The organism is Massilia sp. P2_C2, assembly GCF_056404615.1.
The window spans coordinates 1-15,986 of the sequence record NZ_JBFUDR010000141.1; the positions used below are offsets into that span (position 1 = coordinate 1).

At 67.8% G+C, this 15,986-nt stretch carries 16 protein-coding genes and 1 pseudogene; 9 read left to right on the plus strand and 8 right to left on the minus strand.

From position 1 onward, the window contains the following. Positions 1-899, plus strand: an 899-nt coding sequence (gene lpxD, locus AC1DYX_RS17000; protein WP_477260861.1) for a UDP-3-O-(3-hydroxymyristoyl)glucosamine N-acyltransferase, incomplete at its 5' end; no start/stop codon positions are given. Between the two features lie 25 nt (positions 900-924). Here the strand turns inward: lpxD and AC1DYX_RS17005 are convergent. The 8 genes from AC1DYX_RS17005 to argS all read right to left on the minus strand — a co-directional run bounded on the left by AC1DYX_RS17005 (position 925) and on the right by argS (position 7,976). After that, positions 925-1,581, minus strand: a complete 657-nt coding sequence (locus AC1DYX_RS17005) for a M17 family peptidase N-terminal domain-containing protein (protein WP_477260863.1) — start codon at positions 1,579-1,581, stop codon at positions 925-927. A 126-nt stretch (positions 1,582-1,707) separates the two neighbouring features. Next, on the minus strand, positions 1,708-2,478 hold the full coding sequence (locus AC1DYX_RS17010; RefSeq protein ID WP_477260865.1) for an SPOR domain-containing protein: 771 nt from the start codon (positions 2,476-2,478) through the stop codon (positions 1,708-1,710). A gap of 9 nt (positions 2,479-2,487) precedes the next feature. Next, a complete protein-coding gene (locus AC1DYX_RS17015) occupies positions 2,488-3,252 on the minus strand; it encodes a type III pantothenate kinase (RefSeq protein ID WP_477260867.1) in 765 nt (254 codons plus the stop codon). Positions 3,253-3,279: 27 nt separating this feature from the next. After that, complete coding sequence (locus AC1DYX_RS17020; protein WP_477260869.1) at positions 3,280-4,044, minus strand: biotin--[acetyl-CoA-carboxylase] ligase; 765 nt, start codon at positions 4,042-4,044, stop codon at positions 3,280-3,282. Beyond that, entirely contained in the window at positions 4,041-4,841 is an 801-nt protein-coding gene (locus tag AC1DYX_RS17025; RefSeq protein WP_477260871.1) for an SDR family oxidoreductase, read from the minus strand. The genes AC1DYX_RS17020 and AC1DYX_RS17025 overlap by 4 nt, the downstream gene beginning before the upstream one ends. Beyond that, entirely contained in the window at positions 4,838-5,515 is a 678-nt protein-coding gene (locus AC1DYX_RS17030; RefSeq protein ID WP_477260873.1) for a thiol:disulfide interchange protein DsbA/DsbL, read from the minus strand. The genes AC1DYX_RS17025 and AC1DYX_RS17030 overlap by 4 nt, the downstream gene beginning before the upstream one ends. Positions 5,516-5,524: 9 nt before the next feature. Beyond that, entirely contained in the window at positions 5,525-6,235 is a 711-nt protein-coding gene (locus tag AC1DYX_RS17035; protein WP_477260875.1) for an SPOR domain-containing protein, read from the minus strand. Between the two features lie 28 nt (positions 6,236-6,263). Further along, on the minus strand, positions 6,264-7,976 hold the full coding sequence (gene argS, locus AC1DYX_RS17040; RefSeq protein ID WP_477260877.1) for an arginine--tRNA ligase: 1,713 nt from the start codon (positions 7,974-7,976) through the stop codon (positions 6,264-6,266). 508 nt (positions 7,977-8,484) lie between these two features. On the opposite strand from argS, the gene rsmB reads away from it, so the two are divergent. The 8 genes and pseudogenes from rsmB to AC1DYX_RS17080 form a co-directional block, all read left to right on the plus strand. Next, positions 8,485-9,834, plus strand: coding sequence for a 16S rRNA (cytosine(967)-C(5))-methyltransferase RsmB (gene rsmB, locus AC1DYX_RS17045; protein ID WP_477260889.1), 1,350 nt, complete (start codon positions 8,485-8,487; stop codon positions 9,832-9,834). A 37-nt stretch (positions 9,835-9,871) separates the two neighbouring features. Next, positions 9,872-10,435 carry a DUF4390 domain-containing protein gene (locus tag AC1DYX_RS17050; RefSeq protein ID WP_477260879.1) on the plus strand — a complete coding sequence of 188 codons (564 nt, stop codon included), beginning with the start codon at positions 9,872-9,874 and terminating at the stop codon, positions 10,433-10,435. Between the two features lie 3 nt (positions 10,436-10,438). After that, positions 10,439-12,727 carry a sensor histidine kinase gene (locus AC1DYX_RS17055; protein WP_477260881.1) on the plus strand — a complete coding sequence of 763 codons (2,289 nt, stop codon included), beginning with the start codon at positions 10,439-10,441 and terminating at the stop codon, positions 12,725-12,727. A gap of 175 nt (positions 12,728-12,902) precedes the next feature. Next, positions 12,903-13,655, plus strand: coding sequence for a response regulator (locus AC1DYX_RS17060; protein ID WP_477260883.1), 753 nt, complete (start codon positions 12,903-12,905; stop codon positions 13,653-13,655). Beyond that, positions 13,645-14,088, plus strand: a complete 444-nt coding sequence (locus tag AC1DYX_RS17065; RefSeq protein WP_477260885.1) for a GTPase — start codon at positions 13,645-13,647, stop codon at positions 14,086-14,088. The genes AC1DYX_RS17060 and AC1DYX_RS17065 overlap by 11 nt, the downstream gene beginning before the upstream one ends. A 182-nt stretch (positions 14,089-14,270) precedes the next feature. Continuing rightward, on the plus strand, positions 14,271-14,528 hold the full coding sequence (locus tag AC1DYX_RS17070; RefSeq protein WP_036235350.1) for a BTH_I0359 family protein: 258 nt from the start codon (positions 14,271-14,273) through the stop codon (positions 14,526-14,528). Between the two features lie 134 nt (positions 14,529-14,662). After that, positions 14,663-15,430 (plus strand): class II glutamine amidotransferase, encoded by a 768-nt coding sequence (locus AC1DYX_RS17075; RefSeq protein ID WP_477260888.1) that lies wholly within the window; start codon positions 14,663-14,665, stop codon positions 15,428-15,430. A gap of 96 nt (positions 15,431-15,526) precedes the next feature. Continuing rightward, a pseudogene (locus tag AC1DYX_RS17080) lies at positions 15,527-15,986 on the plus strand (EAL domain-containing protein); the annotation flags it as partial.

Below are 15,986 nucleotides of genomic sequence, written 5' to 3' on the forward strand. Positions count from 1 at the left end.
TCCTGGCGCCGCCCRACGAGCCGGAAGTCGCCGCCACCTATGCCGGCGCGCGCATCGTCACGAACAATCCCTACGCATATTTCGCGCGCGCGGCGCAATACCTGTGCGTGCCGGATCCCGCGCCGGCACCGGGCATCCACCCGTCGGCCATCGTGCACGCGGATGCGCGCGTGCACGCGACGGCAACCATCGGCCCGCACGCCACGGTGGAGGCGGGCGCGTCGATCGGCCCGGGCGCCGTGATCGACGCGGGCTGCTACATCGGCCGCGACGCAACGGTGGGCGAGGGCACGCATTTCTTCGCCAACGTCACGTTCCACGCCCGCTGCGTCATCGGCGCGCGCGGCATCGTGCACTCCAGCGCCGTGATCGGCGGCGACGGCTTCGGCTTCGCGGTGGACGGCGGCGTGTACATCAAGATCCCGCAGACGGGGCGGGTGGTGATCGGCGACGACGTCGACATCGGCTCGAACACGGCGATCGACCGGGGCGCGCTGGACGATACTGTGATCGAGGACGGCGTGAAACTCGACAACCAGATCCAGATCGGCCACAACTGCCGCATCGGCGCGCACACGGCGATGGCCGGCTGCGTGGGCGTGGCGGGCAGCGCCAACATCGGCCGGCACTGCACGGTCGGTGGCGCGGCGATGATCAACGGCCATATCACCATTGCCGACAACGTCCACATCACGGCGGGCACGCTCGTGCCGAACTCGATCGCCGTGCCGGGCCGGTACACGGGTTTTTATCCGATGGCGCCGAACGCGGAATGGGAACGTAATGCGGCGCTGCTGCGCAATCTGTCGGCGATGCGGGAGAAGATCAAGGCGATCGAGCGGGCGATCAAGACAATGGGCGGACCGGAATGCAGTGCCGGTACGGCGCCAGCGTCATGAAGGAAATATTGCGAGCAAATACGGGTCATGCGCCGGAGGAATCCGGCAGCGCTTGAGCGGTCAGTCGTGCAAATACCGCTGCGAATGCGAGGCCGGCAGCCTGCGCGCGGGGCGCGCCCACGTCGAAGGTGCAATGGCGAAGGGCGGGGGGATCGGCCAGGCCGGCGTCGGCCAGCATGTATTCGGCACGCAGGGCCCCCAGCATGCCATCCATCATGACGTCCTGCATGTCCAGCGCGGCGTTGTCGGTATGGCCGCCGTCGAGCACGCTGGGTGCGAACGCCATCGAGCGGGCGCCGAAACGGATCGCCTCGCGCATCGCGACGCGGGTGGCGCGTCGCAGCATGTCGCCGTCCAGCACAGCGGGATCGCCCAGCCCGATCACGAGTACCGCCCGCGGCACCACGCCCGGCGGTGGTGATGTCACCAGCAAGGTTTCCATCGGTTGCGCGCGGAATGCGCCTGCCGCCCGCAGGCGCGTCAACTGGCCACCGAGCGCCTGGTCCAGCGCCAGCAGGCCCCCGGCGATGCCGGCCTGCCCCATTTCGTGCTCGAACATGCAGGCCACGCTGAAATCTACGTCAGCCTGCGCCGGCCCCCAGGCGACGACATCGAACACGACACCGTCGGCGCTGCCGATCGGCAGACGGATGGGAGTGGTGGAATGCGCGTGACCGGTCATGGTGGCTCCCTCTTTGCGTTGCGTACCGCTCCAGCCGGCTCATCGTCGGATGAGGGCTCGCAGCAAGATGCTAATGCCGTCGTCGCGGCGCCGCATCCGCCAAAAGTCAGGGCCGCCGGGCGCGGCTCACCCGCAACTCTTGATCTCCGCCCCGTCGTAACGCTCGGCATAGCCTTCGATGCGTTTGCGCGTCGCCGCATCGAGCCCGCGCACGCGATAGACGTAGTGCACGGTCTGCGGCCCGCGCGGCGCGATGCGCGCCGTGTGCACGCCCTGTTTGCCCAGTTGCGCGAGCAGGCCCTGGGCGCCGCTCTCGGTCTTGAACACGCCGAGCGAGATCGCGTACTTCAACGGCGAATCGCCCTGCATGACGTAGAAATTGGTCACGCCCAGGTCGCGCAGTTCGGCCGCCTTGCGGTCGGCCGCTTCCTTGCTGCCCTGCGAGGGGATGTGCACGAGCCAACTGGTCACGTCCTGCGCCTGGACCGTCTGGCGCGACTGGCGGTCGCCCAGGTCGAGCGCGGCGAGGCGCGCTTCGAAGCGACGGGCGTCCGTGGCGTCGAGCGGGCCGATTTCCGTGCAGGCGAACGAGGGTGTCGGCGCTGGTGCAGCCACCGGCGTAACAGCATTGGCGGCAACGGTGGTGGGAGCGCTCGCCGCCGCGCTGGCGGCGTCCGCGCTGCTGGCCGCGGCCTCGCCGCCGCCCGGCGGTGTGGTGGCCTTGGCCGCAGCCTCGGCCTGCTCGCGCGTGAGCAGGGTCATCTTGGCCGTGTTGAACTGGCGCTTCAGGCGCGCCGGTTCGTGTTCATAGCTTTTGGACGTGCCGACCAGGCCCTGCGCATACGCGAACAGGGCGGCGTTCAGGAACAGCAGGGACCAGAAGGCGAATCGTAGCAAGGCGAGTCCTCAAGGGGATGCGGGTTCGGCAGCAAGCAGCGGTGCGGCCGCGTGCAGCCCCACCAGCACGATATTATCCAGCATCCAATGCGGAACGGACAGCAGCGGGGCCACGCTGGCCGCCGCGCCGCCCGAGATGACGCACAGGTCGGCCGCCAGCGCGGCGCAGGCCCGTTCGATCGCGCCGGCCTGCGCGGCCAGGCAGCCGGACAGGATGGCGTCGCTCGTCTGGTCCGCGAACACGGGCGGGGCGACGTAACCGTGCGTGCCCGGCGCCACCTGCGGCAGCTGGGCCGTGCCGCGCGCGAGCGCGCCCAGCATCAGGCCCAGGCCCGGCAGGATCATCCCGCCCAGGAAGTCGCCGGCGGCCGTCACGGCGTCGACCGTGGTCGCCGTGCCGCACGTGGCCACGACGAGGGCCTTGCCGGGGGCGACGCAGCGCGCGCCGAGGGCGGCGGCGAAGCGGTCGCTGCCCAGTTGCACCGGGTTGCGGTAGTGGTTGCGCAGGCCATTCAGTTCGGCGCGCGACGTGAACCAGTGCGGCGGCGCCGGCAGCAGCGGGGCGAGCAGCGCGGCCAACTGGGCCTGCATCGCATGACCCGCGACGTTCGAGATAATGGCGCGCGTGAGCCCCTGGCCGGCCCAGGCGGGCTCCAGGCGCTCCAGTTCCGCGTGCGGCACGGCGCCGTGCGCGGTCCAGTCGCCCGGTGCCGCGCCGGCATCCGCGATGGCCCATTTGATTCGGGTGTTGCCTGCGTCGACGAGCAGCAGCATGATGTCCTCCGTGGCGATCAGTCGCGCTCAGTTACGTGTCCGCAGCGACACGTCGCCGGCGACGATGGTAACGCGGCCGGCCGCCGTGTCGAGCAGCAGGCGGCCGGTGTCGTCCACCCCGGCGGCGAGTCCCTCGTGCTGGATCTCGCCCCGGTCGAGCAGCACGACCGGCCGGCCCTGCCACGCATGCAGCACGTTCCAGCGTGCGGCGAACGCGGCGAATCCTGCGCGCGCGAACAAGGATAGCGCATCGGCCAGGCCGTCGAGCAGGGCGGCCATCAACTCGTCGCGGTCCATGCGCGCGAGCCACGGTACCGCGGCGGCACTGCGGCCTATCTTTTCTTCGAGTGCGTCCGGCATCACGAGGTTCACGCCGATCCCGACGATGGTCCAGGCCGCGCCATCCGGCGTCACGTGCGTCTCGACGAGGATGCCGGCCAGCTTGTCGCCATCCTTGAGCACGTCGTTCGGCCATTTCAGCTGTACGGGCTGGCCGAGCCGGCCCAGCGTCTCGGCCAGCGCGACGCCGACCGCGAGCGGCAGCCCGGCCAGGCCGCGCAGGCCGTCGGCGAAGCGCCAGGCCAGCGAGAACGTCAGCGAGTGATCCGGCTCGGACAGCCAGCTGCGGCCGGCGCGTCCGCGGCCCGCGGTCTGGTGTTCGGCGACCAGCAGCACCGGTTGCGTCAGCCGTGGCGCGCGCGCCAGCAGGTCGGCATTCGTCGAGCCGGTTTCGCGCACCACCTCGACGGCGACGCCGGCGCGCGCCAGTTGCCGGATGCGGTCGGCGTTCATCGAGGGGACCCCGCCTTTGCCGCCTTTTGCGGCGCATGCACGAACAGTGCGTCGAACACGACGTTGGGCAGCAGGCGCAGGAGTTTTGCCACGATCCCCATGGGCCAGGGGATCACGCGGTAGCTGGCGCCGGCGTCGATGGCGCGCGCAGCCGCGGCCGCGAAGCGGTCGACGGGCATCAGGAAGGGCATCGGAAAATGGTTTTGACGGGTCATCGGGGTGTCGATGTAGCCGGGCACGATGGTCACGACCCGGATACCGTGGGGTTGCAGTTCGAGGCGCAGCGATTCCGCATAGGCGTGTACGGCCGACTTCGACGCGCAATAGGCGCCGGCGCCCTTCATGCCGCGGATGCCGGCGACGCTGCCGATGGCGACGAGGCGGCGCGGGCCAGTCTCGCGCTTCATGGATTCGATGAACGGGGCGAAGGTCGCCACGGTGGCCGTAACGTTGACGGCGAAGATGTGACCGAACTCGGCGAGGTCGCCCGGCCGTTCCGTCAGCGTGCCGGCCGAGACGCCCGCGCTGGCGATGACGATGTCGGCGCCGCCCTCGCGCGCGATGAAGTCGGCGGCGGCATGCGCGAGCGCCGCGTGGTCCGTCACGTCGACGGCGTAGATGTGGTGGTCGAGGGACGATGGCAGCGAGGCGGCCAGGCCGCGCAATGCGTCGTCGCGGCGGCCGAGCAGGCCGAGGACGGCGCCGCGCGCTGCGTATTCGCGCGTCAGCGCGGCGCCGAGGCCACTGGACGCGCCCGTGACGAACACGCGCAGCCGGCGGCGCCGCGCGGCGGTCATTGCTTGTCCGCTTTCGCTTTCGCGACGAGGAAGTCCATCACCTGCAGCGCCATCTGCTGTTGCTGGGCTTCCGTGCTGCCCTCGGGCGCGCTTGCGCCCACGTGCGAGGGCGAGGTCACGAAGCGGCCATCGATGACGACGAGGGGCCAGCGGTCTACTCCATACGCATCCATCAACGCGCCCGCACGGCGCAGCCTCGCCTGGATACCGAACGAGCGATACGTGTCGATGAATTTTGCGCGGTCGATGCCGTTCTGCGCCACCCAGTCGAACACCTGTTCGTCGCTGGACAGGCGCAGGTGCTGCTGGTGCAGCGCGTCGAACACCTTTTGATGGTACTGGTCCAGCAGGCCCATCGCGTCGAGCGTGTAGAACAGGCGCTGCTGCGCCAGCACGCCGGCGCCGCCCGGCACGTGCACGCGCTTGAACACGATGTTGTCGCCCTGCTTCTTCACCCATGCCGACAGCAGAGGCTCGAACGCATGGCAGTGCGGGCAGTAGTAGGCGAAGAATTCGATGACCTCGACCTTCTTGCCGGTGTCGGTCGGCTGCACGGACGGCAGCGCGAGGTATTGCGTCCCTGCCTGCGGGTCGGCGGCCAGGGCCGGGAGCGCGGCGAATCCGGCGGCAAGGCCGAGGAGGGCGGTGCAGAACAGGCGGCGCGGTGCGTGCATTCCGGCTCCTCAGCGCTGGTTACGCACGATGTCGACGACGACGCCGTTGTCGAGCAGCTTGGCGCGCGCTTTGTTCATGGACTCGACCTGGTTGTACGGGCCCAGGCGCACGCGGTGCAGCACGCCGCTGTCGGTCGTGCGGTCGCTGATCGTCGCCTCGAAACCGAGCAGCGCCAGCTTGGCGCGCGTGGCTTCGGCGTCCGCCATGCCGCGGAACGCACCGGCCTGCAGGTAGTACACGTACTCGCCCGCAGCGGCGGCGCCGGCGGCAGGGGCGGGCGCCGGCGCGGGTGAGGGCGAGACCGAGGCGACGCGCGTTTCCGCCTTCGGTTCCGGTTTGGCCGGCGGCGCGTCCTTCATCGCGGCGATCGCCTGGCCCAGCGGATCGGCATCGGCCGGCTTGGCTTCGGCGGGTCTGCTGTCAGCTGCGGCGGGCGCGCCATTGGTCCTGGCGGCCGCCTTTTCCGCGACCTCCTTGTTCGCCTCGCGCGCGGCATCGCGGTTGGCGTACATCGGCTTGTTCGGATCCTGGGCCTGGCCCGGCGCCGGATCGGCCGGGCGGCCCGCCTTGGCCGTCTTGTCGGTGAACGGCGAGGCGCCCTTGGTGATCGTCAGCGCGACCGCGACCGCGATACCCAGGCCGACGATCAGGCCGATGATGAGGCCAGTGAGCGTGCTGCCCCGCTGGCGCGAAAAGGAACGAAGCTTTCGGTGGGTCATGTAGGACGGTCGGTCGTTGAAACGATGCTTACATTTTTTCCGGCGCCGAGACGCCGATCAGGGCCAGGCCGTTGCGCAGCACCTGGCGGATGGCGGCCGCCAGCGCGAGGCGCGCAAGCTTCGTCGCCTCGTCGTCGTCGAGCAGCCATTTGTGGGCGAAGTAGTAGCTGTGCAGGTCGGCGGCCAGTTCGCGCAGGTAGAACGCGACCTGGTGCGGGCCCAGCTCGACGAGCGCGCGCTGCAGCATCTCAGGGTACGCCGCCAGCTTGGCCAGCAGGCCGGATTCGTGCGCATTCGTCAGCGGCGACAGGTCGGCGTCCGCCAGCTGCGCGACGTCGCCGCCCCAGTTCGCGAGGGCCGAGCAGATGCGCGCGTGGGCGTACTGCACGTAGTACACGGGGTTCTCGTCATTGGTCGCGAGGGCGACGTCGACGTCGAACACGAATTCCGTGTCGGCCTTGCGCGAGATGAGGAAGAAGCGCACGGCATCGCGGCCGCGGGTCACTTCGCCGTTGCCCGACCATTCGATCAGGTCGCGCACGGTCACGTACGAGCCGGCGCGCTTGGAGATCTTGACCTCCTCGCCGTTCTTCATGACGGTAACCATCTTGTGCAGCACGTAGTCGGGATAACCCTGCGGGATGCCGATGTTCACGGCCTGCAGGCCGGCGCGCACGCGCGCGATGGTGCCGTGGTGGTCGCTGCCCTGGATGTTGATGGCCTGGTCGAAGCCGCGCTTGAATTTCTGGATGTGGTACGCCACGTCCGGCACGAAATAGGTATAGGTGCCGTCGGACTTGCGCATCACGCGGTCCTTGTCGTCGCCGTATTCGGTCGTCTTGAGCCACAGGGCGCCGTCCTGTTCATAGGTCTTGCCGGCGTCGACCAGGGCCTGCACGGCCGCTTCGACCTTGCCGTCGGTGTACAGCGAGGACTCGAGATAGTAGTTGTCGAACTTGACGCCGAACGCCTGCAGGTCCTGGTCCTGCTCGTTGCGCAGGTAGGTCACGGCGAAGCGGCGGATCGATTCGATGTCGTTCGTGTCGCCGCTGGCGGTGGCGGGCTGGCCGTCGCTGGCCGACACGGTCTTCCTGGCGAGGAAGTCGTCGGCGATGTCCTGGATGTAGTCGCCGTTGTACGCCGATTCCGGCCATTCGATGTCGCCCGGACGGAAGCCGCGCGCGCGTGCCTGGACCGAATTGGCCAGGGTCAGAATCTGCACGCCGGCGTCGTTGTAATAGAACTCGCGGGTGACCTGGTGGCCCTGCGATTCGAACAGCGACGACAGGGCGTCGCCCAGCGCTGCCTGGCGGCCGTGGCCCACGTGCAGCGGACCGGTCGGGTTGGCGGACACGAATTCGATGATCACGTGGTGGCCGTTGCCGGACTCGCCGCGGCCGAACGCCTCGCCCTGCTGCAGGACGGTTTTCACGACGGACTGCTTGGCGCTGGCGGCCACGCGCAGGTTGATGAAGCCGGGGCCGGCCACGTCGGCCGATTCGATCAGGCTCTGTGCCTTGGGATCGGCCTGCAACGCGGCGACGAGGCGGGTGGCCAGTTCGCGCGGGTTCATCTTGAGCGGCTTGGCCAGCTGCATGGCGATGTTGCAGGCGATGTCGCCGTGGCTCGGGTCGCGCGGACGCTCGAGGACGACGTTAGGGCTGAGGTCGCTGCCCGCGACGATGGGGGCCAGCGCGGCCTGGAACAGGGCAACGATCTCTTGTTTTTGTTGGGCGAGCATGAACTGTGGTCGAAAATATAAGGGTCGGTCGCGACGCGGTGGCGATGCCACGCGAAACAAGCAACCATTATACTGGTTTGCCGCAATGCGCAATACCACCTGGGAACGCCATGCCAAGCCTCGCTTAAGCCTGCGCAACGCCGTAACCGTTACAATGTGCGTCTTTATGCATTGAACGATTGCCATGACCGAAAAGCGCCCGACGCTCACCCTCAAACCCAAGGCCCCGACGGCCGATACCCGGCGCGGCCGTAACGACCGTACCGGGTCCGGCCCGGCACGCCCGGGTGGCGCGCCCGGCAAGGGTAAGGCTGGCCCGCAGGCCGGCAAGCCGGCGAGTTCGGCCACCCCTTCGGCCGCACCGCGCGGCCAAGGCGGCACGGCGCCACGCGGCACGCAACGCATCGAGCCGGCGCCGCGCGATACTGGTTACGCGCAGTCGCGCGACGCCCGTCATGCGCAGTCGCGCGACGCCGGTCATGTTCATTCGCGCGATGAAGGCCCGCGCCTGCGCCACAGCTACGAGGTCAAGGCGCCGGTCCAGCTCGATTACCGTCCCGACCTGCGTCCCGATGCGCTCGCGTTCGCCCTGCTGGGCGCGGCGAGCAGCCTGGCGCGCGTGCGCGCCGGCATGGCATTGCCGCAGGCACTGGCCGAGGTATTCCAGGCCTGGGACGCCCCGCCACAGGCGCGCGGCGCCATGCAGGACATCGCCTACCGCGCGATGCGCCAGCTGGGCCGCAGCGGCATCCTGCTGGGCATGATGACGAGCAAGGCGCCCGAGCCGCCCATGCTGGCCGGCCTGCTGGAGTGCGCGCTGGCGCTGCTCGACCCGCCCGCGGGCACCGAGCCGCCGTACGAAGCCTTCACCGTCGTCGACCAGGCCGTCGGCGCCGCCGCCGCGCACCCGGATTTCGCCCACGCGAAGGCGATGGTGAACGCCGTGCTGCGCCGCTTCCTGCGCGAGCGCGAGCAGGTACTGGCCGCCGCCCTGCGCGAACCGGTGGCCCAGTGGAACTATCCGCAGTGGTGGATCGATTCGGTACGCACCGCGTATCCGGACGACTGGCAGGACGTCCTCGCCGCCGGCAACCGCCAGCCGCCTTTGACCCTGCGCGTGAACCGCCGCAAGACCGACGTCGACACCTACCTGAAGACGCTGGCGGCTGCCGGCATGGACGCGACGCAGGTGGGCCCGAGCGCCGTGCGCCTGGCCCAGGCCGTGAACGTGGCGCAGCTTCCCGGCTTTGCCGACGGGCTCGTGTCCGTGCAGGATGCGGGTGCCCAGCTGGCCGCGCCGCTGCTGGACGTGCGCGATGGCATGCGCGTGCTGGACGCCTGCGCGGCCCCGGGTGGCAAGAGCGGACACATCCTGGAATGCGCCGACGTCGACCTGACGGCGCTGGATGCCGATGCGCGCCGTCTCGTCCGGGTCGAGCAGAACCTGCAGCGCCTGGGCCTCTCCGCCACCGTCAAGGCGGGTGCGGCCGAGGCGATGGATTGGTGGGATGGTCGTCCATACGATCGTATCCTCGCCGACGTGCCGTGCACGGCATCCGGCATCGTGCGGCGCCACCCGGATATCCGCTGGCTGCGCCGCAAGAGTGACACCCACCAACTTGCAACACTTTCCAGCAAAATACTCGACAACCTTTGGCAGATGCTGCGGCCCGATGGTAAATTGCTGTTCGTGACATGTTCGCTCTGGCCGCAGGAATCGGAAGCGCAGGCCGCCGCCTTCGCGGTGCGCCACGGTGCGATCCGTCTCGATGCGCCGGGCCAATTGCTTCCTCGAAGCGGCGTCGGGCAGGATCATGACGGTCTGTTCTATGCGCTCTTCCACAAGGCCGGGGCGTAAGCTTTCCGACAACGCTTTTAAAAGGCTCTGGCCCCTAGTGACTGTACGATTTTTCCTCCTCCTCGCCTGCCAGCTGTTGCTGGCCTTGACGTGCGTCACGGCGCGGGCGGCCGAAGGAATCGAGATCACGCGGGCCGGCATCGAAGCATCCGACGACGGTTACCGCCTGTCGGCGGCTTATTCGTTCGACCTGACGCCCGGCCTGGAACAGGCCATCCAGCACGGCGTGCCGCTGTCGTTCACCACCGAGATCGGGCTGACCCGGCCGCGCTGGTGGTGGACCGACGACCGTGCCGTCTCCTCGCGTCGCACGATCAGGCTGAACTATGACGTCCTGTTCCGGGTGTACCACGTGTCCACCCCCGGCAGCATCCAGCAGAACTTCGACACCCTCGACGAGGCGCTGCTCGCGATCCGCCGCCCGACGCGCTGGCTGATCGCACCCAAGGGCGCGCTCAAGCCCGGCGAAACCTACAACGTCACCTTGCGCATGTACATGGACCTCGATTACCTGTTGAAGCCGCTGCAGGTCGATGCCTTCAATAATTCCGACTGGCGCCTGGCCTCGCACAAGAAGACGTTCACCTATCGTGCGGAGTAAGCCGTGACCCAGGCCTTGCGTTACGCCCTGGTGGTCGGCAGCGCGATCGCCTCGATCCTGCTGTTCCTGCTCGCATCCGCGTCCAACAACTCCGGCTTCTTCGCCCAAAACATCACCTGGCTGCTGGGGATGGAAATCGGCGTGGCCGTGGCCCTGCTGGTGCTGGTGCTGGTCGCGTTCTGGCGCCTGTATTCGCGCTACAAGGCGGGCAAGTTCGGCTCGCGCCTGATGGTCCGCCTGATGCTGCTGTTCGCCGGCATCGGCATCCTGCCCGGGCTCATCGTGTTCATGGTGTCCGTGCAATTCGTATCGCACTCGATCGAATCGTGGTTCGACGTCAAGATCGAAGCCGCGCTCGACTCCGGCCTGAACCTCTCCCGCGCCGCCCTCGACGAAGCCCTGGCCGACCTGAGCGCCAACGCGGGCACCGTCGCCGCCACGCTGGCGGGGCAGGGCGAGCAGGACGCCCAGTCCATCCTCGCGCGCGCCGTCGACGACAGCAACGGCATGCAGAGCGCGCTGCTGCTCGACGCCGGCGGCAAGCTCGTGACCAGCGCCACCGAGGACCGCCATGCCGTCGCCGTCACCGACCTGCCGACGCCCCAGATGCTCAAGCAGGCCGCGATGCCGGGCGGTTACGCGCGTCCGGAAGGCGGCATCGACGACGATTTTCGCGACATGCCCGGCGAGACGACGACCGCGCTCGACGCCGCCACCGGCCTGCGCCTGCGCGCGGTGGTGGCCGTGCCCGAGCCGCCCGGCATGGCGCCGCGCTACCTGCAGCTGACGCAGGGCGTGCCCGTGAACCTGGCGTCGAACGCCGCCGTGCTGTCCACCGCCTACCGCGAATACCAGGAGCGCTACGCCGCGCGCCGGGGCCTGCGCAAGATGTACATCGRCACCCTGACGCTGACCTTGCTGCTGGCGATCTTTTCCGCCATCGGCGCCGCGTTCCTGATCGCCGGTAATCTGGCCCAGCCGCTGCTCGTGCTGGCCGAGGGCACGCGCGCCGTGGCCGAGGGCGACCTGTCGCCGCGCCCGATCGTCGAGACGAACGACGAACTGGGTACGCTCACGCAATCGTTCAACGCCATGACGGGCCAGCTGTTCGAGGCGCGTTCCGCCGTCGAACGCAACCGCGCCGCGCTGCAAAGCGCCAAGGCCCACCTGGAATCCGTGCTGGCGAACATGTCGGCCGGCGTGATCGTGATGGATGCCGACGGCGTCGTGGTCAACTCGAACGATGCCGTGAACCGCATCCTGCAGGTCGACGTGGCCGCGCTGGCCGGCCGGCCGCTGGACCAGATCGACGGCCTGGAAGTCTTCGCCGGCACCGTCAAGCGGGCTTTCTCCGCGCAGAGCGCGCAATCCGCCGCCGGCCGCGGCCGGGGCCGCCTGCACTGGCAGCAGCAGATCGAGATCCCGCGTCGCCCCGGCACGGACGACGACCACGACATCACCCTGCTCGCGCGCGGCTCGCGCCTGCCGGTGGGGGCGGGCAGCGGCTTCATCGTCGTGTTCGACGATATTTCCGACGTGATCTCGGCCCAGCGCTCGGTCGCCTGGGGCGAGGTCGCGCGCCGCCTCGCGCACGAGATCAAGAACCCGCTCACGCCGATCCAGCTGTCGGCCGAACGCCTGCAGATGAAGCTGGCCGGCCGCGTCGACCCGGATGCCGCCGCGCTGCTCAACAAGGCCACCGACACCATCGTCAGCCAGGTGGATGCGATGAAGCGCATGGTCGACGATTTCCGCGACTACGCGCGTACGCCGCCGGCCATGCTGGCGCCGCTCGACCTGAACGACCTGATCGAGGAAATCCTGAACCTGTACCTGTCCGAGGACGGCTCGGACGTGATCCATCCCGCGCTGCAGCCGGGACTGCCGAAGGTGATGGGCGACGCGACCCAATTGCGCCAGGTGGTCCACAACCTGCTGCAGAACGCGCAGGACGCGCTGGCCGACCGTATGACGCGGGACGACCCGCCACGCATCGACATCGTGACGGAAGCCATCCATTATGTCGGTGCCGACGGCGCCACGGGCACCGCGGTACGCCTGGCGATCGTGGACAACGGGCCCGGCTTCGCGCCGAAGATCCTGTCGCGCGCGTTCGAGCCCTACGTGACGTCGAAAGCACGCGGCACCGGCCTGGGCCTGCCGATGGTCAAGAAGATCGTCGATGAACATGGCGGCCGGATCGACGTCGCCAACCGTGCCGATGGAAGTGGCGCTTCAGTATCGATTTTGCTGTTAAAGTTAGCGCCAGAGGCGAACTTGGCCGAAGCGTGAATCGCGCATAGAATCTTGGCTGAAGGGGAGCCGGGCATGCCGCTGCACACAGTAAGGAATTTTCCGGTATTCTGCGCAGCGGGAAGCCTCGAAAACCGCCACGAACGCCAGCGCAATGCACTGCGGGTTTTCGACATCCCCGAGAGAGAGTCAGATCGAAAAAAGGCATAACAAGATGGCGAACATACTCGTAGTTGATGATGAAATGGGCATCCGCGAACTGCTCTCGGAAATCCTTGGCGACGAGGGGCATGCGGTCCAGCTGGCGGAGAACGCGCAGCAGGCCCGCCAGGCGCGCCAGCAGGGCGCTCCCGACCTGGTGCTGCTCGACATCTGGATGCCCGATACCGACGGCGTCACGCTGCTGAAGGAATGGCAGCGCGACGGCTTGCTGACGATGCCGGTCATCATGATGTCCGGCCACGCCACCATCGATACCGCCGTGGAAGCGACCCGCATCGGCGCGCTGAATTTCCTGGAAAAGCCGATCGCCCTGCAAAAACTGTTGAAAGCCGTGCAGCAGGGCCTGCAGCGCGGCCAGGAAGTGGCGCGCGCGCCGGCCATCGCGCCCCGTCCGATGGTGGCAGCAAGCACCGTGTCCGCACCCGCCCCCGAACCCAGCGTCCAGGCCCAGCCCATGTACGCGCCCCAGCCGCAGCCGGGCGCGATGGGCGCAGCCATCGGCATCGCCCGCCCCGTGAGCAATGGCGAGGCGCATGCCCACGGCTACACGCTGTCCTTCGACTTGCCGCTGCGCGAGGCGCGCGATGCGTTCGAACGTATGTACTTCGAACACCACCTGGGCCGCGAAGGCGGTTCGATGACGCGCGTGGCCGAAAAGACGGGCCTGGAGCGGACCCACCTGTACCGCAAGCTCAAGCAGCTCGGCGTCGAGCCGGGCAAGCTGGGCAAGAAGAGTGCCCAGTGACCCGGCAGGCACGGCCGCCGACGCGGCCGTGCCATTGCACCCCCAGGACGCCCAGGCCACGGACGATGCGCGCATTGCACTGACGCTCGTCACGGGCCCCGGTGCGCAGGCACGCGAGGCGGCGATCGCCGCCTGTGTTGCCAATTCGCATCACGAGGACGCGCCTGCCATCATTCTCGAAGGCCTCGCCTCCGGTATTTCTCCTCTCGATGACCTTTCCCAAGGTTTCCCACTTGCGCGGATCGCGCCCGGTTGCCTGTGCTGCACCGGCAATCTGGTTTTGCGTGTAACATTGAATCGCCTGCTGCGCCAGCGACCCCGCCGCATCTTCATCGGTGTCGCGGACAGCGAGCATCTTGATCAGTTGCGATCGTGGCTGCAGTCCAAGCCATACGATCAGCTGTTACGGCTGACTTCCGACCTGAAGGCCTGAACGTCCTACCGTTTCCGCAGCATCTGCGTTGAAATCGTAACAAGTTGTAGACGTTCTTGAATTCGGTCCAGCCAGCCCCACCTCTTCAGTGAAGTGGAATGAAAGTGGAAAGGCTGTGCGAAATGTGCCGTCCGCCGCCGGGCGGCAACCTTGCACCCATCTGATCGAGTGAAGGAGTCATCATGAACATGATCTATAACAGCGAACAGTACAGCGTTGTCGAATTTGGCGTCGATCACAACCTCGAAGCCCTGCGCTTCGGCGGCTACGAGATCGTCGACAAGTCCGGCCGGCGCGAAGCTTTCATCGGCGGCAAACTGGCGCAAGCGTTCCGGCGTGATGTCAACAACCTGATCGCGAGCGAACCGACCATGGAGGAAATCGACGATTTCCTGGGGTCCTACGACACCCTCATGAGCCAACCGGTCGTGCTGCACTGATATCTCGAGCCTGACCCGCCCTGCGTGACGCGGCCCGTGCCGGCTGGCGACGCAGGTGCTCTACCATCCCCGCCTTTCTTCCAATCCCACCTTTTCGATACCGGCTTTGCGCCAGCACATGGTAAGCTTGGCCCATGTGTCAACTTCTTGCCATGAACTGCAATGTTCCCACGGACATTGTCTTCAGTTTTACCGGTTTTGCCCACCGGGGCGGGCGCACGGACACGCATCATGACGGCTGGGGCATCGCCTTCTTCGAGGGCGCCGGCGTGCGCCACTTCGTCGACCACCAGGCGGCCATCGCGTCGCCCATCGCCGAGCTGATCAAGCACTACCCGATCAAGTCGCTGAACGTCATCGCCCACATCCGCAAGGCCACGCAGGGCCAGGTGGCGCTGGAAAACTGCCATCCGTTCGTGCGCGAGATGTGGGGCCGCTACTGGGTCTTCGCCCACAACGGCGACCTCAAGGGCTTCGAACCCGTGCTCGACGGTCCTTACCGTCCGGTCGGCAATACCGACAGCGAACGCGCCTTCTGCTTCCTGCTGCAACAGCTGCGCGACCGCTTCGGCGACGCGCTGCCCGCCATGCCCGTGCTGCGCGCCGCCATCGCCGACCTCGTCGCCGTCATCGCGCGCCACGGCACGTTCAACATGATGCTGTCCGATGGCACCGCACTGTTCGCGCACTGCTCCACCAAGCTGTGCTACGTCGTGCGCAAATACCCTTTCGACAAGGCCTGCCTGGCCGACGAAGACCTGTCCGTCGACTTTTCCCAGGTGACGACGCCGAACGACCGCGTGGCCATCATCGTCACGACGCCGCTCACCACCAACGAGACGTGGACGGAATTCGCGCCGGGTGAACTGAAGGTATTCGTGGACGGTCTGCCGCAACCCTGAAAAAGTTTTTTACAAGAAATCATTTTCGCATAGTCACCGGGCGGCGGAATGCGTTAAAGTAGTAGCCAGAAACGTTACATTGCCACCGAGTCCAAGATGACTGATACCGCCGCGAGTCTGGACCACGCCAACTACCCGTTGCGCGTGCGTGATTTCTATCTGGGGCGCCAGCCCGTGCTCGACCGGAACCAGGCCTTGTACGGCTATGAGCTCCTGTTCCGCAGCGCACGCCAGGGAGAGGCCGACGAGACGGGCCTGTCCGCCACGGCTGCCGTGATCGCCCATGCGGCCCAGCTGGGCCTTGCGCGCGCGATCGGCGATGCGAACTGTTTCGTGAACGTGGACGCGGAAGTCCTCGCCAGCGACATTTTCGCCTTCCTGCCGCGCGAGCGCACCGTGCTCGAACTCGTCGCGTCCGTGGTGCCGGACGACGCCCTGCTGGTGCGCATGCGCGAGCTGGCCGGCCACGGCTTCCGTTTCGCGCTGGACGGCATCGAAGGCGACAGCCTGCGCCTGCAGCGCCAGCTGCCGCTGACCGACTTCGTCAAGCTGGACC